Source organism: Pseudomonas sp. Y39-6, assembly GCF_023651955.1.
In the GTDB taxonomy this organism is placed as follows: domain Bacteria; phylum Pseudomonadota; class Gammaproteobacteria; order Pseudomonadales; family Pseudomonadaceae; genus Aquipseudomonas; species Aquipseudomonas veronii.
The window spans coordinates 1,189,110-1,210,089 of record NZ_CP069594.1; the positions used below are offsets into that span (position 1 = coordinate 1,189,110).

The window sequence follows — 20,980 nt, forward strand, 5'->3', positions numbered from 1 at the left end:
CCCATGGCAAACGTGCAAAGCGGCAAAATGATCGTCGGTCTCGATATCGGCACCTCCAAGGTGGTGGCGCTGGTGGGCGAGGTCGGGGAAGACGGCACGATCGAAATCGTCGGTATTGGCACGCATCCGTCCCGGGGCCTGAAGAAGGGCGTGGTGGTGAACATCGAGTCCACCGTGCAATCGATCCAGCGCGCCATCGAAGAAGCGCAGCTGATGGCCGGTTGCCGGATTCACTCGGCGTTCGTCGGCGTGGCGGGCAATCACATCCGCAGCCTGAACTCCCACGGCATCGTGGCGATCCGCGACCGCGAAGTCAGCGCGGCCGACCTTGAGCGCGTACTCGATGCCGCCCAGGCCGTGGCGATCCCGGCAGACCAGCGCGTGCTGCACACCCTGCCGCAGGACTACGTGATCGACAACCAGGAAGGCGTGCGCGAGCCCCTGGGCATGTCAGGCGTGCGCCTGGAAGCCAAGGTCCACGTGGTGACCTGCGCGGTCAATGCCGCACAGAACATTGAAAAGTGCGTGCGTCGCTGCGGCCTGGAAATCGACGACATCATTCTCGAGCAACTGGCTTCGGCCTACTCGGTACTGACCGACGACGAAAAAGAACTGGGCGTGTGCCTGGTCGACATCGGCGGCGGCACCACCGACATCGCGATCTTCACCGAGGGTGCGATCCGTCACACCGCCGTGATCCCGATTGCCGGCGACCAGGTCACCAACGACATCGCCATGGCGTTGCGCACACCGACGCAGTACGCCGAAGAGATCAAGATCCGCTATGCCTGCGCTCTGGCCAAACTGGCCGGTGCCGGTGAAACCATCAAGGTGCCGAGCGTGGGCGACCGTCCACCGCGCGAGCTGTCGCGCCAGGCCTTGGCCGAAGTGGTCGAGCCGCGTTACGACGAGCTGTTCACCCTGATCCAGGCGGAACTGCGCCGCAGCGGCTACGAAGATTTGATCCCGGCCGGCATCGTGCTGACCGGTGGCACCTCGAAGATGGAAGGCGCGGTCGAACTGGCCGAAGAGATCTTCCACATGCCAGTTCGCCTGGGCGTGCCCCATGGCGTCAAAGGCCTGGGCGACGTCGTGCGCAACCCGATTTATTCCACCGGTGTGGGCTTGCTGTTGTACGGGCTGCAAAAGCAGACCGACGGCATTTCCCTGTCGGGCCCGAGCATCCGCGACAGCTACCGCGGCGACGACGAAGCGAAAGCGCCGTTGTTCGAACGGTTGCAGGCTTGGGTCAAAGGCAATTTCTAACGATTTACCGCAACACCGTAAAAAAAAGCAGTAGGCGAAAAAACTAGAGAATACGAAAGGAGAGGGAAAATGTTCGAACTCGTAGACAACATCCCCGCAAGCCCGGTCATCAAAGTGATCGGTGTCGGCGGTGGCGGCGGCAACGCTGTCAACCATATGGTCAAGAGCAACATTGAAGGCGTTGAATTCATCTGCGCCAACACTGATGCCCAGGCGCTGAAGAGCATCGGCGCGCGGACCATCCTGCAATTGGGCACCGCCGTGACCAAGGGCCTCGGCGCCGGCGCCAACCCGGAAGTCGGCCGTCAAGCCGCGCTGGAAGACCGCGAGCGTATCGCCGAAGTGCTGCAAGGCACCAACATGGTGTTCATCACCACCGGCATGGGCGGCGGTACCGGTACCGGTGCAGCGCCGATCATCGCCGAAGTGGCCAAGGAAATGGGGATTCTGACGGTCGCCGTCGTGACCCGTCCGTTCCCGTTCGAAGGCCGCAAGCGCATGCAGATCGCCGACGAAGGTATCCGTCTGCTGTCTGAAAGCGTCGACTCGTTGATCACCATCCCCAACGAGAAGCTGCTGACCATCCTGGGCAAGGACGCGAGCCTGCTGTCCGCGTTCGCCAAGGCTGACGATGTACTGGCCGGTGCCGTTCGCGGTATCTCCGACATCATCAAGCGCCCGGGCATGATCAACGTCGACTTCGCCGACGTGCGTACCGTGATGAGCGAAATGGGCATGGCGATGATGGGCACTGGCTGCGCCAGCGGTCCGAACCGTGCGCGTGAAGCCACCGAAGCGGCCATCCGCAACCCGTTGCTCGAAGACGTGAACCTGCAAGGCGCACGCGGCATCCTGGTGAACATCACCGCCGGTCCTGACCTGTCCCTGGGTGAGTACTCCGACGTGGGTAGCATCATCGAAGCCTTCGCTTCCGAGCACGCGATGGTCAAAGTCGGCACCGTGATCGATCCGGACATGCGCGACGAACTGCATGTGACCGTGGTCGCGACCGGCCTGGGCGCAAAAATCGAGAAGCCTGTAAAGGTCATCGACAATACCGTTCACACCGGCCACAACAGCCACGCCAGCCAAGCGGCTGCCGCTCCAGCGCCTGCGCGCCAGGAACTGCCGTCGGTGAACTACCGTGATCTGGACCGTCCGACCGTGATGCGCAATCAGGCTCAGGCCGGTGCTGCAGCGTCCCGTAGCCCGAATCCGCAAGATGACCTGGACTACCTGGACATCCCGGCATTCCTGCGTCGTCAGGCCGATTAATGGAATGTATCAGGGCTATGAAGGTGATTGGTGTTCAGCAAAGGTCTGGTCTGCTATTATCGCCAGCCTTTGTTGATACCAGTTCGCAATTTGCGCTGAAGCGGTCCAAGCCATGATTAAACAACGCACCCTGAAGAATATTATTCGTGCCACAGGTGTAGGTCTGCACTCCGGGGAGAAGGTATACCTGACCCTCAAACCTGCACCTGTCGACACCGGCATCGTGTTTGTTCGTGCCGACCTGGACCCTGTGGTGCAGATTCCTGCTCGCGCGGAAAACGTCGGCGAAACCACGATGTCGACCACATTGGTCAACGGTGACGTCAAGGTGGACACGGTGGAGCACTTGCTCTCGGCCATGGCTGGCCTGGGCATCGATAACGCCTACGTCGAGCTCTCCGCGTCCGAAGTCCCCATCATGGATGGCAGCGCTGGTCCCTTCGTATTCTTGATTCAATCTGCCGGCCTGGAAGAACAGGACGCAGCCAAGAAGTTCATTCGCATTCTGCGGGAAGTGACAGTAGAAGACGGCGACAAGCGCGCCACCTTCGTCCCGTTCGAAGGCTTTAAAGTGAGCTTTGAGATCGATTTCGATCACCCGGTATTTCGCGACCGCACCCAAAGCGCAAGCGTGGATTTTTCCAGTACTTCGTTCGTAAAAGAAGTCAGCCGCGCCCGCACCTTTGGTTTCATGAGTGACATCGAGTACCTGCGCAAGCACAACCTCGCACTCGGCGGCAGCGTTGAAAACGCCATTGTGGTCGACGCGGATGGTGTACTGAACGAAGACGGCCTTCGCTATGAAGACGAATTCGTGAAGCACAAGATCCTCGATGCAATCGGTGACCTCTACCTGTTGGGCAATAGCCTGATAGGCGAGTTCAAAGGCTTCAAGTCGGGCCACGCCCTTAACAACCAGCTGCTGCGCAAGTTGATTGAGCAGACAGATGCTTGGGAAGTCGTGACCTTCGAAGATGCCAGCACCGCACCGATCTCTTACATGCGTCCCGTTGCGGCGGTGTAAGTAACAACTCTCTTTCTTTAGTTTTTAAGGGCTGCCTTCGGGTGGCCCTTTTTATTTTCCGTGGCGAGCGAGCCACAATGGCCTGTTCGCCTCAGTCATCGCGCCGTTGCCTCCACGATGCAATTGCGCCCACTGTGCTTGGCTTCATACAGCGCGCGGTCCGCACTGAGCTGCAAGTCCTCCAGGGACATGCGACTGCGCTTGTCCCACGTACTCAGGCCAATGCTCACGGTAATCGGCCGTTCATCCCCTGCCACCCGTGGCAAGTGCTCGACGCCGCGGCGGATATGCTCGGCGATTAGCCATGCGCCTCTGATATCGGTAGACGGCAACACCACGGCGAACTCTTCACCGCCATAACGTGCGGCCAGGTCGGCCGGGCGACGGATGTTGCCGCCGATCACCTGGGCGACGTTGCGCAACGCTTCATCGCCGCCGTGATGGCCATGACGGTCGTTGAATGCCTTGAAGTGGTCGACGTCGATCATCAACAGCGTCAACGGTTCGGCGGAGCGCTGGGCGCGGTCCCATTCCAGGCGCAGGCGTTGGTCCAGAATGCGCCGGTTGGCCAGGCCGGTGAGCGCGTCGGTGGCTGCCAGTTCTGACAGCACCTTCTCCGCGCGAAAACGGCGGCGCAGTTCCCGGCGCAGCATCCAGGTCAGCCATAACAGGCCGATACACAGGATGCCGGTGGCGCCGCCGGTCAGCGTCGCCGCGCGCTTCCATGGCGCGAACACGTCCTCACTGGACAACGCCACGACCACAATCAGCGGCAGCTCGCCGACATTGGTGAAGGTATACAGGCGCTCCTTGCCGGTGATGGTCGAGATGGCCCGAAAGCTGCCGCTTCCTTCGCGCAGCATGCGCTTGAAGTTGGGGCGATCACTCAGGTCCTTGTTGATCATGTCGCGCTCCAGCAGCGGTTGCTGGGCCAGGAGAATGCCGTGGCTGCTCAACAGGTTGACCGAGCTGCTATTGCCGATGGTCAGGCTGTTGAACAACTGATCGAAGTACGCCAGGCGCATGGTGGCCACCGCGACCCCGAGGAACTCGCCGTTGGCGCCGGTGACGCGGCGGCTGAACGCGATGCGCCAGACTTGCTCGCAATGGCACTGAATCATGAACGGCCGGCTGATGAACAGGTCGCTCTGGTTGGTGATTTTATGCACGAGGAAGTAATCGCGATCAGCCAAATTACGCGAGGTCGGCTTGAGCGTCGAAGAGTCAGCAACGACGGCGCCATTGGCGTCCAGCAACAGCACTTGGTCTTTGAACAGCGCGGCCGTCGACAGCTCGAATTGCACCAGATGCCGGATATCCCCAGATACCTTGGACAAATCCGTGCGCTGCGTGGCGGCGATCAACCCTTGCAGCGCGAGGTCGTATAGCTCGACGTTACGCAGCACATCGGCGTTGATCAGTTGGGTGATGTTGGTGGTTGAGCGTTTCGCCGCCTGCAGGGTGCTGGCGTGTTCGCGGATCAACAGCACCGCGACGATAATCACAATCAATGCGACGGTGAAGCCGCTGCCTAGCATCAACAATAATTCTGTGCGTTCAGATGGGGTACGAAAAGGGCGTGGACTCATCGGGCAGACTTCAACGGTGAAGATACTGGCAGTTTAGTTCTACCCGATGAAAATTGATTGTTTGGTTGCAAAGAAAGTGCGGCGACTTAGAACACGTTGATCGGATAGTCGACGATCACCCGGTATTCATCCACATCCCGATCCACCGCCGAGTAGCCATTGCTGCCGCGGTTGGTCGCCCATTGCAGACGCAGGGACAGATCCTTGGCCTTGCCGCCCTGCACCACGTATTTCACGTCTATGTCCCGTTCCCAGTGCTTGGCGTCCTGGCCGTCGGCGCTGTACCAGGCGCTGTAGCCCCGGCTGGTGGGATCGACTTTGCTCAGGTCGGTCTTACCGCTGCTGTAGGACACGGCAGTGGTCAGGCCCGGCATGCCGAGGCCGATGAAGTCGTAGGCGTACTTGAGCTTCCACGACCGCTCGTTGGGGCCGTTGAAGTCCGAGTATTGCTGGGAGTTGTCCAGGTACACGCTGTCGCCCTGGGTGATGTAGTCGAACGGTGTGTTGCCGTTGACCCGCTGGTACGCGGCGGTGACGCTGTGGCTGCCCACGACTACGGTGAAATGCAGGCTGTAGGTGTTGTTGTCGATGTTACCCAGCAACGACTGGCCGCTGTCTTGGGTGTGGTAGTAGTGCAGGCCGGGGTTGAGGCTGATCAGGTCGTTCAGCGCGTAGGTGTAGTCCAGGTCGTAGTAGTACTGGTGCCACACATCCTTGAGTTCGGCGGCGTACAGGTTGCTGGTCAGTCCCGGCACGCCGCTGAACGACACGCCGGCCCAGTCCAGGTGCTGGCTGTCGGTGTGTTCCGGCAGTGTGCCGTAGCTGGTGCCGATGCGCTGGTGGCCGCTCTGGTTGTAGAGCTTGGTGAAGCTGGCCTGGCCGCCTTCGATCATCCAGCCGTCGAGGCTGTGGTTGGTCAGGCTTACGCCGCGAAAGGTCTGGGGCAGCATGCGGGTCATGCCGCCGGCGATCACCGGGTTGTTGAGGAACAGGTCGCCGGCTTTCAGCTCCGTGTCGAACGCGCGCATCTTCAACGTGCCGCCTGCGGTGGAGAACGACCCCGGCGCCTTGCCGCTGCCTTGACTGTTGCCGTATGGAAGGATGCTCGAACCGTCGGTGCCGCCACCGCCGTCGAGCTTGAGGCCGAGCATGGCATGGGCATCCAGGCCGAAACCGACGGTGCCCTGGGTGTAGCCGGATTCGAAGATGCCGAGAAAGCCCTGGCCCCATTCTTTGTTGTCATCGGTGTGGATGTCGTGACGGTCGCGGTTCATGTAGTAGTTGCGGGCGTTGAGCTTGAGGCTTGCGCCTTCGACGAAACCGTCGGTGGGGGTGGTGTCTGCTGCGTGGGCGAGGGGGGCGATCGTTGCTGTAATCGCGAGGAATAACGGGGTGAACGTCAGCGAGTTCTTCACCGGTGGAGCTCCTTTGGTCAAACGGAAACGGCCAATGTCGTGGGGGTGTGCCTGGCCTTTTTTGCGGCAAAAAAAAGCCGCTGAAGTCAGCGGCTTTAAGACAGATTCCCAGTGTAGAGCCCTGGAAAAAAGTCGAGGGAAATTCGGGTAAGCGGGTCAGCTGTCTTTGCCGTCGCGCTCATCGATGCGTCAAATTAACGCAGGCGAGCGCTGCGATACAGAGTGTAACAAGATAATGACTGTTGCCCAAATCGCAACAGTCAGAGATTTAGCGCAAGCGGCGCGATCCAGTGTGGGAGGGGGCAAGCCCCCTCCCACATTGGTCTGAAGTGTTCTCAAGCGTTAGACGGGCAGGGTAATACCGAAGGTGTTGCCGCCGGCGTCACTGCGCACGAACACATCGCCGCCATGCATCAGCGCAATCGCCTTGACGATGGCCAGCCCCAGCCCATGGTTGGCGCCACTGTTGCTGCGCGATGCGTCCACCCGATAGAAGCGTTCGAACAGCCGAGGCAGGTGCTCGCTGGCAATCGCGTCGCCGGGGTTGGTCACGGCGATCGCCACCTGATGCTCCCGCACGTCGATGTTCACCGCGATGACCTGCCCTGGCGCGGTGTGCTGCACCGCGTTGCTCAGCAGGTTGATCAGTGCGCGGCGCAGGTGGGCTCTTTCGATCTGCACCTGGGCGTCGCCGTGGACGTGCACCCGGACCTGGGCGTCTTCGAGGATGAAGTCCAGGTAGTCGAGGGTGGTCGCCACTTCGTCGGCCAGGGAGCTTTCGATCAGCTTGGTGGCCTTGCTGCCCTGGTCGGCGCTGGCGAGGAACAGCATGTCGTTGATGATCGAACGCAGGCGCTCCAGTTCTTCCAGGTTCGATTGCAGCACCTCGAAATAATGTTCGGCCGAGCGCCCGCGTGTCAGGGCCACCTGGGTCTGGCCGATCAGGTTGGTCAGGGGCGAGCGCAGTTCATGGGCGACGTCGGCATTGAACGATTCCAGGCGCGAGTAGGCCTGTTCGACGCGGTCCAGGGTGGCGTTGAACGAGTTGACGAACTGACGCAACTCCGGCGGCAGCGGCGACAGTTGCAGGCGCCCGGAGAGTTTCGGCGGTGCGAGTTTCTGCGCTTCGTCCGAGAGTTTACTCAGCGGCTTGAGGCCGATGCGCGAGACCCAGAACCCCAGCAGCGCCGCCAGCACCACGCCGATAAACGCCAGGCTGATCAGCGCCACCAGCAAGTGGTGCTGGGTGGCGCGGAAGTTTTCGGTGTCGATGGCGATCATGAAGCGCAACGGCGGGCGCTGGTCCTGGGCGGGGAACTGGCTCACCAGCACCTTGAACGGTTCGGTGTGATTGGCCAGGCGCAAGTCGCGCTTGCCGGTCGGGCCGGTGGCGAAGGCGCGGATCTGTGCGTCCGGGCTGCCATATTCGTAGTTCGGGTCGCTGCTCACCACCCAGAAACGGATGCGCTTGTCTTCCTCGGCCAACAACTTGAGTTTGGCCTTGATCTTGGTCCAATGCTCCGGCGTGCCGAAGCGCTTCACCGAGGACTCCAACACGCTGTAGCGCGCATCCAGTTCGGCCTCGGGTAACAGGCCCAAGCCACGGTCCACCTGCTGATAGAGCGCGCCGCCGATCAACAGGAAGATCAGCAGCGCCACCAGGGTGAACATGCCGCTCAAGCGCAGCGCGATGGAGTTAGTTGACACCGCGGTTCTCCAGCACATAACCCATGCCACGGATGGTGTGCAGCAGCTTCTGTTCGAACGGCCCGTCGAGCTTGGCGCGCAGGCGTTTGATCGCGACTTCGACCACGTTGGCGTCGCTGTCGAAGTTGATGTCCCAGACCATCTCCGCGATGGCGGTCTTGGACAGGATCTCACCCTGGCGCCGCGCCAATACGCTGAGCAATGAGAACTCCTTGGCGGTCAGGTCCAGGCGCACGCCGTTGCGGCTGGCCTTGCGGCTGATCAGGTCGATCCACAGGTCGGCGACCGTCACCTGCACCGGTTCGTGCCCGCCACTGCGGCGGGTCAGGGCTTGCAGGCGCGCCACCAGCTCCAGGAACGAAAACGGCTTGCCCAGGTAATCGTCGGCGCCTTCACGCAGGCCGCGAATGCGGTCTTCCACGCGCTCGCGGGCGGTGAGCATGATCACCGGCGTTTGCTTGCGCGCGCGCAGGGCACGCAACACGCCGAAGCCGTCGAGACCGGGCAGCATCACGTCGAGCACGATCACCGCGTAATCGTTTTCCAGCGCCAGGTGCAAACCTTCGACGCCTTCACGCGCCACGTCGACGGTGTAGCCTTGCTCCGTCAGGCCGCGATGCAGGTAGTCCGCGGTTTTTTCTTCATCTTCAACGATCAGTACGCGCATGACCCCGCCTTAATGTGTGGTCGCCAACGCGGGCGTTGGTGTGGGCCGGTGGAAAAACCGCTCAAGGTACAAGTATATGATCGGCGTGGTGAACAGCGTCAGCGCCTGGCTCACCAGCAAGCCGCCGACCACCGCGATCCCCAGCGGTTGGCGCAACTCGGCACCGGGGCCTGCGCCGAGCATCAGCGGTACGGCGCCGAGCAGGGCGGCGAGGGTGGTCATGATGATCGGCCGGAACCGCGTGACGCAGGCTTCGTAGATCGCTTCCTCCGGCGGCAGGCCTCTGACCCGCTGGGCTTCGAGGGCGAAGTCGATCATCAGGATGCCATTCTTCTTCACGATGCCGATCAGCAACACCAGGCCGATCAGGGCCATGATCGAAAAGTCCTGCCCCAGCAGCCACAACATGATCAACGCGCCCAAGCCAGCCGAGGGCAGGGTGGAAATGATCGTCAGCGGGTGGACGAAACTTTCGTACAGCACGCCGAGAATGATGTACACCGCCACCAGCGCCGCGAGGATCAGCCACGGCTGGCTGGCCAATGAACTCTGGAACGCCTGGGCCGCGCCCTGGAAGTTGCCGAGGATGGTGGCCGGCATGCCGATTTCGTTCTTGGCCTGGTTGAGCATGATCACCGCATCCCCCAACGCCACGCCGGGCGCCAGGTTGAACGACAGGTTGGCCGCCGGGAACATGCCGTCATGGCTGATGGACAGCGGGCCCACGCTGGGCGGGTCGACCTTGGCCAGGGCCGACAACGGCACCATCTCGTTGGTCAGCGGCGAGCGCAGATAGAAGTAATTGAGGCTTTCGGCTTTGCCGCGTTGCTGGGTATCGAGTTCCAGCACCACTTGGTATTGGTTGATTTCGGTCTGGAACTCGTTGATCTGGCGCTGGCCGAACGCGTCGTACAACGCCTGGTCGACATCGGTGGCGGTCAGGCCGAAGCGCGCGGCGGCCTGGCGGTCGATGCTGATGTGGGTGATGCTGCCGCCCAGTTGCAGGTCGTTGGACAGGTCGCGAAACGCCGGGTTGGCGCGCAGTTTTTCGGTGAGGCGCTGGGTCCAGGTATTCAATGTCGCGCCGTCGTTGCTCTTGAGCACGTACTGGTACTGGGCGCGGCTGGGGCCGGAGCTGAGGTTGATGTCCTGGCCGGCGCGCAGGTACAGCACGATGCCCGGCACCTTCGCCAGTTTCGAGCGGATGCGGTCGATGAACTGGCTGGCGGACACGTCGCGATCGCCGCGGTCTTTCAAGGCGATCCAGAAACGGCCGTTGGCGATGGTCTGGTTGCTGCCGGTGACGCCCACCGAATGGGAAAACGTTGCCACCGCCGGGTCAGCCTTGATGATCTCGGCCAGGGCCTTGTGCTTGGCGACCATGTCCGGGAACGACACATCGGCCGCCGCTTCGCTGGTGCCAAGCACGAAGCCGGTGTCCTGCACCGGGAAAAAGCCCTTGGGGATGAACACGTAGCCGACCACCGCCAGCGCCAGCGTGACCACGAAGATCGCCAGCATGCTGCGTTGATGGACCAGGGCGCGGCGCAGGTTGCGCGCATAGCCGGCCAGCAGGCGTTCGCTGAAACCGGGCTTGGCCTGGGCCGGATGGGTCGGGGCGCGCATGAACAGCGCCGCCAGGGTCGGCGCCAGGGTCAGCGAAACCACCACCGAAATCAGGATGGTCGAGGTCGCCGTCAGCGCGAATTCCTTGAACAGGCGCCCGACCACGCCGCCCATGAACAGCAGCGGAATGAACGCCGCCACCAGCGAGAAGCTGATGGACACCACGGTAAAGCCAATCTCGCCGGCGCCCTTGATCGCCGCTTCACGCTTGCCCAGCCCGGCTTCGAGATGGCGGTGAATGTTCTCCACCACCACGATCGCATCGTCCACCACAAAGCCCACGGCGATGACGATCGCCACCAGGGTCAGGTTGTTCAGGCTGAAGCCCATCAGGTACATCAGGGCGAAGCTGGCGATCAGCGACACCCCGAGCACGCTCGACACAATCAATGTCGCCGACAGCTGGCGCAGGAACAACGCCATCACCGCCACCACCAGCAGCACGGCGATCAGCAGGGTCACTTCCACTTCATGCAGGGAGGCGCGGATGGTCTTGGTGCGGTCGCTCAACACGCTGACCTGCACCGACGCCGGCAGCATGGCCTGCAGGCGCGGCAGTTGCGCTTGAATGCGGTCGACGGTCTCGACAATGTTCGCGCCGGGCTGGCGCGAGATCACCAGGTTGACCCCCGGGGTGTCGCCGGACCAGGCTTGTACGTAGGCGTTTTCCGAGCCGTTGATGACTTTAGCGATATCGCGCAGTTGAACCGGCGCGCCATTCTTGTAGGACACGATCAGTTGGGCGTAGTCCCCGGGCTGAAACAGCTGGTCGTTGGTCGACAGCGTCGACACGCTGTTCTCCCCGTAGATCGCGCCTTTGGCCAGGTTCAGGCTCGACTGCTGGATCGCCACGCGGATGTCGGCCAGGGTCAGGCCGATGGCCGCGAGCTTATCGGGCGAAGCCTGCACGCGAATCGCCGGACGTTGCTGGCCGGTGATGTTGATCTGGCCGACGCCGTCGATCTGGCTGATCTGCCGTGCCAGCAGGGTTTCCACGTAATCACTCAGCTCGGTGCTGGGCATGCTGTCGGAACTGACGCTGAGGATCAGCACCGGGCTGTCTGCCGGGTTGACCTTCTTCCAGGTCGGCAGGGTCGGCATATCCCTGGGTAGCTTGCCGGAAGCGGTGTTGATCGCCGCCTGGACTTCCTGGGCGGCGGTGTCGATGCTCTTGTTCAGGGTGAATTGCAGGGTCAAGAGGCTGGAGCCCAAGGCGCTGCTGGAGGTCATCTGGGTCATGCCGGGGATGGCGCTGAATTGCACCTCCAGCGGCGTGGCCACCGACGAGGCCATGGTGTCCGGGCTGGCGCCGGGCAGTTGCGCGCTGACCTGGATTGTCGGAAATTCCGCTTCCGGCAGCGGGGCGATGGCCAGTTGCGGGAAGGCAATCAGCCCGAGCAACACCAGGGCGAAGGTCAGCAGCAGGGTCGCGACCGGGTGGTCGACGCACCACGCCGACGGCGAGCGGCTGGCGTTCATGGTTGCACCTTGGCGTCGACGGTCTGGATCACTTGCGGCGGTTCTTTGAGCACGTCGACCCGAGCGCCGGCCTTGAGCCGCGACTGGCCATCGCTGACCAGCACATCACCGGCCTGTACGCCTTTGATGAGCGTCACGTCGCTGTTCTGGTAGGTGACCTGCACCGGCACCACCTCCACCTTGTCGCCGTTGACCCGGTACACAAAGTGCGCGTCCAGGCCGCGTTGCACCACGGTCGGCGGCACCACCAGGGCGTTTTTGTCGAGGCCGGTCTGGATCTTGATGGTCACCAGTTGCCCCGGCCACAGGCGCTGCGTGGCGTTGTTGAACTCGGCCTTGGCGCGCAGGGTGCCGGTGGTGGAACTGATCTGGTTGTCGATCAGGCTCAGGTGGCCTTCACCGAGCAGGTCGCCGGTCTGGCCGTCGGTGTCGGCGCCCAGGTAGGCGTCGACGCTGGCTGGGGTAGGGGCCGCGATCAGGCTTTGCAGAGTGGGCAGCATCTGTTGCGGCAGGGAAAATTCGACGGCAATCGGGTCGATCTGCGTCACCGAGAACAGCCCCTGGGCATCGCTCGTGCGCAGGAAGTTGCCTTCATCCACCGTGCGAATCCCTACGCGGCCGCTGACCGGTGAGCGAATCTGAGTGTAGGAAAGCTGCACCTTTGCCGCATCGATCGCGGCCTGATTGCCCTGGACGGTGGCATTGAGTTGGTTGACCAACGCCTGTTGCTGGTCATAGGTCTGCTTGGACACACCGTCGTCGACACTCAATGCCTTGTAGCGCTTGAGGTTGATCAGCGCGACTTGCAACTGCGCCTGGTTTTCCGCCAACAGCGCCTTGGCCTGCTCGAGGCTGGCGCGGATCGAGCGGTCATCGATGGTCGCCAACAGGTCCCCGGCCTTGACCTGCTGGCCTTCCTTGACCAGCAATCGGGTGAGGATGCCGTCGACCTGTGGGCGGATCACCACGCTGTGCAACGACAGCACCGTCCCAATGCCGCTGACGAAACGCGGGATGTCCTGTTGCGCCACGCTCACCACCCGTACCGGGATCGCTGTCGGCGCCGCCAGTTTGGGTTTGGCCGGCCGCGTCAGGGCCCAGGCTGCAATCGCCAGCACCACGAGGACTCCGACGATCAGCGCGGTTTTTCGTTGAATTTGCATGGAAGTGAGGTGCCAGGGCAGAGGAACGGAAGAGTGAGGTGTCTTTATAGCCCGTCAACCCGGTCAGCAAGGTGACTGCTAACTGACAGCGCTGTCAGTAAACGCCGACCATTCGTACAGGCGGTGGTTAAAGATCCTGAGGGCGCAGGTATACTGCGCGCCAGTGTGGCCCGCAAGCTGGCCCCGCATCAATTTTTGCCTGCTCCGGAGCTTCCATGACTTCCCCGACACATCCCCCTGTTGAAGCGGCCGACCTCGTCGATCCGGCCAGCGCTGAAAGCGTTGAAAAAACCGAGATCCCGGCGTTCAAGTTTCCGTTCAAGCCGGGTGAACTGGCCGGGGCCAAGAATGCCGCCCAGCCGTGGTACAAGAACGGCGCCAAGAATGGGCATACCAAGTCCCCGGGCATGGCGCCGCCGGGCACCCGTCGTTCGATGGGTAAACGCTGAGAATAATAAGTCGCACGCTGTGTCGACTATTGCCTACAACGTCTGCTGAAATTTCTGATTGTAGGGCCACGACCGTTTCTTGAAAGCTTGCACAGCCTCCGTGCCGCCCCGGCGTTTTCCGTCGGTGCGGGAGGGTGAGGTTGGACTTTCCGGAAAAGGACGTTTCCTGTGGCTCTGATACACATTTGTGCCGTGCTCGCGTTATTGCTGGCGGCCGATAACGTTGCCGCCGGTGAGTCGCCACGGCGCGAGATCCGTTTCGCCGTCGCTGCGCAATTCTCGCCTTTCCAGAGCCGCAACCCGCAAGGCCAACTGGTCGGCCTGAACATCGACCTGGGTAACGCCCTGTGCGTGCAGTTGAATGTGCGCTGCACCTGGGTCGACCAGGTGTTGGTGGAAAACTTCCCGGCCCTGGAGGCCCGGCAGTTCGACGCAATCATGGGCATGGCGCCTACGTCGATGCGTCGGCGCTGGGTCAACTTCACCGATGAGCTGTATCCGTTCACCACGCGCCTGGTCGCCCGCAGAACATCCGGCCTGCTGCCGACCGTGCGGTCGCTCAAGGGCAAGCGTGTCGGGGTGTTGCTGGGCAGTAATCGCGAAGCCTTCGCCCGAGCGCGGTGGGCGCCCAAGGGCGTTATCGTCAAGAGCTTCTGGCTCAATGACGAACTGATTCGCAGCCTGGTGGCGGGGGATATCGATGCGACCCTGCAAGGCACCGTGGAAATCCGTGAGGTGCTGCTCGATACCGTCGATGGTCAGGACTTTGACTTCCTCGGCCCCGCCATTTCGGCCGAACTCCTGGGCAGCGGCGTGGCGATCGCGGTGCGCAAGCCCGATACCGCCTTGCGCAATGCCCTCAACTGCGCCCTTGAACAACTGATGCAAAGCGGCGAATACCAACGGATCATTCAGCCCTACCGCCTGGATGCCGTTTCCGTCGCGCCCAACGACTAGGCGGCGCGCAGCGGGATAAACGCATAGTTGGCCGGCACCTCGGTGGCAAGCTGTGCCCCCGCGTCCAGCAACTGTTCGGCGATGTCCATCGCGGACACATGAAACACCCACTCATTCGCCACGCCGGGCTGGCTCGCCGCCCGCTCGATCGCCTGGGTAAAGGCATCCATCTGCGGCAGGTACGCCGTAAAGCCATCGCCCTTGAGCGCCGTGGTGCGAATCCCCAACAGGGCACACACCGCCTCTTTGGTCTGCACATCGTCGCGGTCGGCCTGGCGCGAGCGGCGGATCAGTTCAGCCAGTTCCGCGTCCATCAACTCGCCGCCGGCAATCAATACCGGGCCCTGTTCCCACGACTCCGGCGGGCATTCCTTGGCGGCAGGGTTCAACGGGATGTGCGGGTTGATCTCCATCGGATAGATGCGGCAGACCAACGGTCGGCGTTCATAGATGCGGCACAGGTTGTCTTCGTCAAGATTCCGGCAGCGTCCGGGGTTGTAGGCGGCAAAGGTGATGGCCACGAATGCCTGGGTCGTGCCGCTGGGCACCATCGCCGAACGGCGTTCGGCATGTTCGCGTTGTTGCAGTGGCAGGCCCAGGCCGTTGCCGAGAAAACCTTCCACCAGAACGATCACGCTGCCGCCGTCAGCCGCCCACTGGCGGGCTTCTGCGAGGGTCAGGGGGACATGGTGGTCGGTGCAGCATTTGCCACAACCGACGCAGGAAAAATGAGTGTTCATGGCAGATCTGTCACCAGGCTAGGTCAGAGGGCTCGCGCGAACGGTGACGGGTTTTCACCTCTTTTCAACGTTCGGGAGCACTGAAAGCAAGTTGTGCGCCAGTGCCCGTCAGTCTTGGCTGACCACATCGCGCAGCACGAACACCATGCCTGCGCTTTCATAGAGTTGCCGGGCGCGTCGGTTGCTTTCCAGGACCTTGAGGTCCACGTAGGGTTCGCCGCGCTGCTTGAACACCTGGAAGGTGTGCAGCAACAAGGCGCGGCCCAGCCCCTGGCCCTGGGCGCAGGGGTGTACAGACAGGTTCTTGATGAAGGCGCTGGTCCAGCACTGGGCCACGCCGAGGATGCCCTCGGCATTGCTCGCCACCAGGCACAGCGTGGGGTCGAACTCGGCATCGGTCACGAACTGCCGCTGCCAGGTTTGCAGGTCGGCGACGTGGCCGCCGCCTTGCGCCTGGGTCATGCGCAACACCGCGTGAATCGCCGGGGCCCATGCGTCGCGGTAGTGATCCAACTGCGTACCGGCCGGCCACTGCGGCGCGGGCAGGTCGCGGGTGAGGTCGCGGCGTAGCAGTTGGAAATACTCGGCCACCGCTTACAGGCCCTTTTGCGCCACGGTCTGGGCGGCCACCACCAGGCATTTGGTCAGTTCGGGCGAGGAGAATTTGGTCAGCACCGCGTCGGCCCCGGCCACGCGCGCTTTTTCGCTGTTCATCGCGCTGTCCAGGGAGGTGTGCAACAGCACGTAAAGGTCCTGGAAGTCCGGGGTTTCGCGCAGGGTGCGGGTGAGGGCGTAACCGTCCATTTCGGACATTTCGATGTCCGACACCACCACATTGATCTGCTCGACGGTGCCCTGCAGTTCCAGCAGCACGTCGATCGCTTCCTTGGCGCTGCGTGCGGTGTGGCAGGTCAGGCCGAGGTTGCGCAGGGTGTGTACTGATTGTTGCAGGGCGACCTGGCTGTCATCCACCACCAGGATTCGCGCGTTGCCCAGCACTTCGGCCTCTTCCATGGTCAAGTCGGTCGGCGCCATTTCAATCGGTGCCGGGGCGATGCCGTGGATGACTTTTTCGATGTCCAGCACCTGCACCAGCCCGCCTTCCACCTGGGTGACCCCGGTGATAAACGAGCGATTGCCGCCGGCACCGAAGGGCGGCGGGCGGATATCGGTGGTCAGGCAATGCACGATCTTGCTCACCGCCTGCACATGCAGGCCCTGCTTGGAGCGGCTGACATCGGTGACGATCAGGCAGCCGCCGTCCGGGTCTTCCAGCGGCATTTCGCCGAGGGCGCGGCTCAGGTCGATCACCGACAGCGAGGTGCCGCGCAGCATGGCGATACCTTTGACGTGCGGATGGGACTCCGGCAGCTTGGTCAGCGGCGGGCACGGGATGATTTCGCTGACTTTCAGCAGGTTAATGGCCATCAACTTGCCGCTGCGCAAGGTAAAGAGCAGAAGCGAGAGTGAGTCTGCGCGGGCTTTAGACGTGGACATAAAAACCTTCTGTGGATCAGGGTTGATCATCTATGGAGGGTTATCGACTTCATCGGCCCAGGCTTTAGGGGAATGGGCCGATGAAGTTGACTTATCTCAGCCCTTCCATACCTGCGGGTTGACCAGATCCTGCGGGCGGTGGCCGAGCAGGGCGCTGCGCAGGTTGTCGAGGGCGCGGTTGGCCATGGCTGTGCGGGTTTCATGGGTCGCCGAGCCGATGTGCGGCAGGGTCACCGCATTGCTCAATTGGAACAGTGGCGACTCGGCCAGCGGTTCCTTTTCATACACGTCCAGCCCCGCCCCGCGAATACGCTGGGTTTGCAGGGCTTCGATCAGCGCCGGTTCGTCGACCACCGGGCCGCGGGAAATATTGATCAGGATCGCGCTGGATTTCATCAGCCCCAGCTCGCGATGACTGATCAGGTGCCGGGTTTTTTCGCTCAACGGCACCACCAGGCAGACGAAGTCCGCTTCGGCGAGTAACTGATCCAGGCTGCAGAACTGTGCGCCCAGTTCCTGCTCCAGTGCGGGCTTGCGGCTGTTGCCGCTGTACACAATCGGCATATTGAAGCCCAGGCGCCCGCGCCGGGCCACGGCGGCGCCGATATTGCCCATGCCGACGATGCCCAGTGTCTTGCCATGCACGTCGCAGCCGAACAAGGACGCGCCCACGCTGGCTTTCCACTCGCCGGCCTTGGTCCAAGCGTCCAGCTCGGCCACCCGGCGTGCGCTGCTCATCAGCAGGGCGAAGGCGAGGTCGGCCGTGCTTTCGGTGAGGACGTCGGGGGTATTGGTGAGCATGACCCCGCGTTCGTTGAGGTAGGCCACGTCATAGTTGTCATAGCCCACCGAGATGCTGGATACCACTTCCAGCCGGCTCGCGCCTTCGAGTTGCGCGCGGCCCAGCTTGCGCCCCACGCCGATCAGGCCGTGGGCATGGGGCAGGGCTTCATTGAACTGTGCATTGATGTCGCCCAGCTTGGGGTTGGGGGCGATCACCTCGAAATCCTGTTGCAGGCGTTCGATCATTTCCGGGGTGATACGGCTGAAGGCGAGGACAGTCTTTTTCATTGCAGGCGGGCTCATCGACTACGGAAGAATGCCAAGCAAGCTAACATTCCTGCCGGCAATTGTCAGGACACCGTTGAACCTCTGTGGGAAGGGGCTTGCCCCCGATAGCAGTGTGTCAGCCAATACCTGCATGACTTCACTACCGCTATCGGGGGCAAGCCCCCTCCCACATTTTTGACCGAGTCCAGCTTCCAGGCTCAGGTTGGTTATAAGGCCGCTCCTAAGAGCAAGAGCCAAATGAGTTCTATCTGATCCATGGAGATCCAAATGTGGGAGGGGGCTTGCCCCCGATAGCAGTGTGTCAGCCAATACATGCATGACTTCATTACCGCTATCGGGAGCAAGCCCCCTCCCACATTGGATCGCTATCGTCTGGCAGAAATCAGTTCGCCATCCGCACGCCGCCCAGGCTGCCGCTCAACTCATACGCGACCAATTCCGCCTGGTGCGCCGCGAGAATTTCCGGCAGCGAACCGCGCAGGTATTCCACCCAGGTCTTGATCTTCGCATCCAGGTACTGGCGCGATGGGTAAATGGCGTACAGGTTCAGTTCCTGGGAGCGATAGTTGGGCATCACCCGCACCAGCGTGCCGTTGCGCAGGCCTTCGATGGCGGCGTACACCGGCAACAGGCCGACGCCCATGCCGCTGGTGATGGCGGTTTTCATCGCATCGGCCGAGTTCACCAGGAACGGCGATGTGTTGATCGCGACACTTTCCTGGCCGTCAGGGCCGTTGAAGCTCCATTTATCCAGCAGGACCACCGGACTGACCAGGCGCAGGCAGGCGTGGTTGAGCAGATCGTGGGGCCGTTGCGCGCAGCCTTTGGCCTTGACGTAGTCCGGCGAGGCGCAGGCGATGCTGTAGGTGATGCCCAGGCGCTGGGACACGAAGCCCGAGTCCGGCAGTTCGCTGGCCAGCACGATGGACACGTCGTAGCCTTCATCGAGCAAGTCCGGCACGCGGTTGGCCAGGGTCAGGTCGAAGGTCACGTCCGGGTGAGTGCGACGGTAGCGGGCAATGGCATCGATGACGAAATGCTGGCCGATACCGGTCATGGTATGCACTTTCAACTGGCCGGCGGGGCGCGCGTGGGCGTCGCTGGCTTCGGCCTCGGCTTCTTCGACGTAGGCCAGGATTTGCTCGCAGCGTAATAAATAGCGTTTACCCGCCTCCGTGAGTGCAATGCGGCGGGTAGTGCGGTTGAGCAAGCGGGTTTGCAGATGGGCCTCCAGGTTGGAGACCGCGCGCGAAATGTTGGCGGTGGTGGTGTCCAGTTGTGCGGCGGCGGCGGTGAAGCTGCCGGCTTCGGCCACAGAACTGAAGGCGCGCATGTTTTGCAAAGTGTCCATGGGGTGTTCTCAAGGGAGATAGCAAATTGTGACAGAAAGTTACGTAGACCAGTGATCCCTACGAAGGGATTATCGCCTGAACGGTAATAAAGATTCACAGGAATACCAGCTTATCGTCATTCCCCTCGCGTCCTAGAATTACACCACCTACCCTGCATCACCCACCTCAGGAATTCGCAGCAGTGCCGCGTCGCATCAGCAGAGAGCTGAAGACTCTCAGTGTTTGGGCCTTATCGTTAGCAATCAGCGGCTGCATCGGAACCGGAGGAATCGCCCCCCAAGACCAGGCCCTCAGCGCCAATACCCTGGCCACCGACGAGGCGATCCAGAGCGCCGCCCGGGACGCCCACTGGCCCACCGCGCAATGGTGGCAGGCCTACGGCGATCCCCAGCTCAACCGCTGGGTCGAACTCGCGACCCACGACAGCCCGAGCCTGGCCATGGCTGCCGCGCGTGTGCGTGAAGCGCGGGCCATGGCCGGGATTGTCGAGTCGGCCGAGTCGTTGCAGATCAACAGCGACACCACCCTCAAGCGCCACAACTGGCCGAACGACCAGTTCTACGGCCCGGGTGCATTGAGCGGTTCCAACACCTGGGACAACAATACGTCCCTGGGCTTCAGCTATGCCCTCGACCTGTGGGGCCGCGAAAGCAACGCCACCGAGCGTGCCGTCGACCTGGCGCACATGAGCGTGGCCGAAGCACGCCAGGCCCAGCTCGAACTGCAGAACAACGTAGTGCGCGCCTATATCCAGCTGTCGTTGCATTACGCCAACCGCGACATCGTCGCGGCCACGCTGGCCCAGCAACAGCAGATTCTCGATCTGGCGAATAAACGCCTGAACGCGGGCATTGGCACGCATTTCGATGTGAGCCAGGCCGAAACCCCGTTGCCCGAGACCCATCGCCAACTCGATGCCCTGGACGAAGAGATCGCCCTGAGCCGCAACCAGTTGGCGGCGTTGGCGGGTAAAGGCCCGGGCGAGGGCGCGCGACTGCAACGTCCGACCTTGTCCCTCGGCGCGCCGCTGAAATTGCCATCCAGCCTGCCCGCGCAATTGCTCGGCCAGCGCCCGGACGTGGTCGCCAGCCGTTGGCAGGTGGCAGCGCAGGCGCGTGGCATCGATGTCGCGCACGCCGGTTTCTACCCCAACGTCGATCTGGTCGGCAGCCTCGGCTACATGGCCACCGGCGGCGGCATGCTGGGTTTTCTGGCCGGCAAGAAATTCAACTACAACGTCGGTCCGGCCATCACCCTGCCGATCTTCGACGGCGGCCGCCTGCGTTCGCAGCTGGGTGAAGCCAGCGCCGGCTATGACATCGCCGTGGCGCATTACAACCAGACCCTGGTCAACGCGCTCAAGGGCATCAGCGACCAGTTGATCCGCCGCGAATCCATGGACAAGCAAAAGGGCTTCGCCGCAGAGTCGGTGGCCTCGGCGCAGAAAACCTACGACATCGCGATGATCGCCTACCAGCGCGGCCTTACCGATTACCTCAATGTGCTGAACGCCCAGACCCTGTTGTTCCGCCAGCAGCAAGTCGAGCAGCAGGTGCAGGCCGCGCGTCTGACGGCCCACGCCGACCTGGTGACTGCCCTGGGCGGCGGGCTGGGCGCCGGCAACGATGTTCCGCAAGACACCAAGACTGTCCCGAGCAAGACCCCGGCGGCGCTCGCCGTGTTCGATCACTGAGTAGGATTTG

The 20,980-nt window shown here is 62.3% G+C and carries 17 protein-coding genes; 6 read left to right on the forward strand and 11 right to left on the reverse strand.

The genetic code is table 11. The features are described 5' to 3' along the window. Positions 1-3 precede the first annotated feature (3 nt). The 3 genes from ftsA (at position 4) to lpxC (ending at position 3,565) form a co-directional block, all read left to right on the forward strand. Entirely contained in the window at positions 4-1,266 is a 1,263-nt protein-coding gene (gene ftsA / locus JN756_RS05400; RefSeq protein ID WP_017845923.1) for a cell division protein FtsA, read from the forward strand. Between the two features lie 69 nt (positions 1,267-1,335). Further along, entirely contained in the window at positions 1,336-2,541 is a 1,206-nt protein-coding gene (gene ftsZ, locus JN756_RS05405; RefSeq protein ID WP_017845922.1) for a cell division protein FtsZ, read from the forward strand. A 112-nt stretch (positions 2,542-2,653) separates the two neighbouring features. Continuing rightward, complete coding sequence (gene lpxC, locus JN756_RS05410) at positions 2,654-3,565, forward strand: UDP-3-O-acyl-N-acetylglucosamine deacetylase (RefSeq protein WP_003171886.1); 912 nt, start codon at positions 2,654-2,656, stop codon at positions 3,563-3,565. Between the two features lie 95 nt (positions 3,566-3,660). Here lpxC and JN756_RS05415 read toward each other — a convergent pair whose 3' ends face one another. The 6 genes from JN756_RS05415 to JN756_RS05440 all read right to left on the reverse strand — a co-directional run bounded on the left by JN756_RS05415 (position 3,661) and on the right by JN756_RS05440 (position 13,211). After that, on the reverse strand, positions 3,661-5,154 hold the full coding sequence (locus JN756_RS05415; RefSeq protein WP_079442879.1) for a sensor domain-containing diguanylate cyclase: 1,494 nt from the start codon (positions 5,152-5,154) through the stop codon (positions 3,661-3,663). A gap of 86 nt (positions 5,155-5,240) precedes the next feature. Further along, positions 5,241-6,569 (reverse strand): OprD family porin, encoded by a 1,329-nt coding sequence (locus JN756_RS05420; protein ID WP_201021906.1) that lies wholly within the window; start codon positions 6,567-6,569, stop codon positions 5,241-5,243. A 342-nt stretch (positions 6,570-6,911) separates the two neighbouring features. Then, complete coding sequence (locus tag JN756_RS05425; RefSeq protein ID WP_057004270.1) at positions 6,912-8,276, reverse strand: heavy metal sensor histidine kinase; 1,365 nt, start codon at positions 8,274-8,276, stop codon at positions 6,912-6,914. After that, positions 8,266-8,943 (reverse strand): heavy metal response regulator transcription factor, encoded by a 678-nt coding sequence (locus JN756_RS05430; protein ID WP_017845918.1) that lies wholly within the window; start codon positions 8,941-8,943, stop codon positions 8,266-8,268. The genes JN756_RS05425 and JN756_RS05430 overlap by 11 nt, the downstream gene beginning before the upstream one ends. Before the next feature lie 9 nt (positions 8,944-8,952). Then, positions 8,953-12,048, reverse strand: coding sequence for a multidrug efflux RND transporter permease subunit (locus tag JN756_RS05435; RefSeq protein WP_079442882.1), 3,096 nt, complete (start codon positions 12,046-12,048; stop codon positions 8,953-8,955). Beyond that, positions 12,045-13,211: an efflux RND transporter periplasmic adaptor subunit gene (locus JN756_RS05440; protein WP_046384646.1), complete on the reverse strand. Its 1,167-nt coding sequence runs from the start codon at positions 13,209-13,211 to the stop codon at positions 12,045-12,047. Before JN756_RS05440 ends, JN756_RS05435 begins: the two co-directional genes overlap by 4 nt. 215 nt (positions 13,212-13,426) lie before the next feature. Between JN756_RS05440 and JN756_RS05445 the strand changes: the two genes are divergently transcribed. Both JN756_RS05445 and JN756_RS05450 read left to right on the forward strand, forming a co-directional pair. After that, positions 13,427-13,660, forward strand: coding sequence for a hypothetical protein (locus JN756_RS05445; RefSeq protein ID WP_017845915.1), 234 nt, complete (start codon positions 13,427-13,429; stop codon positions 13,658-13,660). A gap of 168 nt (positions 13,661-13,828) precedes the next feature. Continuing rightward, positions 13,829-14,617, forward strand: a complete 789-nt coding sequence (locus JN756_RS05450; protein WP_057004272.1) for a transporter substrate-binding domain-containing protein — start codon at positions 13,829-13,831, stop codon at positions 14,615-14,617. Here JN756_RS05450 and JN756_RS05455 read toward each other — a convergent pair. From JN756_RS05455 to JN756_RS05475, 5 genes are all read right to left on the reverse strand, one after another. Further along, positions 14,614-15,357: a YkgJ family cysteine cluster protein gene (locus JN756_RS05455; protein WP_046484579.1), complete on the reverse strand. Its 744-nt coding sequence runs from the start codon at positions 15,355-15,357 to the stop codon at positions 14,614-14,616. The genes JN756_RS05450 and JN756_RS05455 overlap by 4 nt on opposite strands. Before the next feature lie 108 nt (positions 15,358-15,465). Continuing rightward, a complete protein-coding gene (locus JN756_RS05460) occupies positions 15,466-15,948 on the reverse strand; it encodes a GNAT family N-acetyltransferase (RefSeq protein ID WP_201021907.1) in 483 nt (160 codons plus the stop codon). A gap of 3 nt (positions 15,949-15,951) precedes the next feature. After that, on the reverse strand, positions 15,952-16,854 hold the full coding sequence (locus JN756_RS05465; RefSeq protein ID WP_017845911.1) for a chemotaxis protein: 903 nt from the start codon (positions 16,852-16,854) through the stop codon (positions 15,952-15,954). Positions 16,855-16,950: 96 nt separating this feature from the next. Further along, a complete protein-coding gene (locus JN756_RS05470) occupies positions 16,951-17,925 on the reverse strand; it encodes a 2-hydroxyacid dehydrogenase (protein WP_046384642.1) in 975 nt (324 codons plus the stop codon). Between the two features lie 382 nt (positions 17,926-18,307). Beyond that, a complete protein-coding gene (locus JN756_RS05475) occupies positions 18,308-19,276 on the reverse strand; it encodes a LysR family transcriptional regulator (protein WP_017845908.1) in 969 nt (322 codons plus the stop codon). Positions 19,277-19,458: 182 nt separating this feature from the next. On the opposite strand from JN756_RS05475, the gene JN756_RS05480 reads away from it, so the two are divergent. Continuing rightward, the gene (locus JN756_RS05480) at positions 19,459-20,970 is read left to right on the forward strand and encodes an efflux transporter outer membrane subunit (protein WP_201021908.1); all 1,512 of its coding nucleotides are present in this window, start codon (positions 19,459-19,461) and stop codon (positions 20,968-20,970) included. Positions 20,971-20,980: the final 10 nt, after the last annotated feature.

Coding starts and splice junctions, on each gene's coding strand:
- ftsA (WP_017845923.1), top strand. CDS start 4: ATGGCAAACGTGCAAAGCGGCAAAATGATCGTCGGTCTCGATATCGGC.
- ftsZ (WP_017845922.1), top strand. CDS start 1,336: ATGTTCGAACTCGTAGACAACATCCCCGCAAGCCCGGTCATCAAAGTG.
- lpxC (WP_003171886.1), top strand. CDS start 2,654: ATGATTAAACAACGCACCCTGAAGAATATTATTCGTGCCACAGGTGTA.
- JN756_RS05415 (WP_079442879.1), bottom strand. CDS start 5,154: ATGAGTCCACGCCCTTTTCGTACCCCATCTGAACGCACAGAATTATTG.
- JN756_RS05430 (WP_017845918.1), bottom strand. CDS start 8,943: ATGCGCGTACTGATCGTTGAAGATGAAGAAAAAACCGCGGACTACCTG.
- JN756_RS05435 (WP_079442882.1), bottom strand. CDS start 12,048: ATGAACGCCAGCCGCTCGCCGTCGGCGTGGTGCGTCGACCACCCGGTC.
- JN756_RS05440 (WP_046384646.1), bottom strand. CDS start 13,211: ATGCAAATTCAACGAAAAACCGCGCTGATCGTCGGAGTCCTCGTGGTG.
- JN756_RS05445 (WP_017845915.1), top strand. CDS start 13,427: ATGACTTCCCCGACACATCCCCCTGTTGAAGCGGCCGACCTCGTCGAT.
- JN756_RS05455 (WP_046484579.1), bottom strand. CDS start 15,357: ATGAACACTCATTTTTCCTGCGTCGGTTGTGGCAAATGCTGCACCGAC.
- JN756_RS05465 (WP_017845911.1), bottom strand. CDS start 16,854: ATGTCCACGTCTAAAGCCCGCGCAGACTCACTCTCGCTTCTGCTCTTT.
- JN756_RS05470 (WP_046384642.1), bottom strand. CDS start 17,925: ATGAAAAAGACTGTCCTCGCCTTCAGCCGTATCACCCCGGAAATGATC.
- JN756_RS05475 (WP_017845908.1), bottom strand. CDS start 19,276: ATGGACACTTTGCAAAACATGCGCGCCTTCAGTTCTGTGGCCGAAGCC.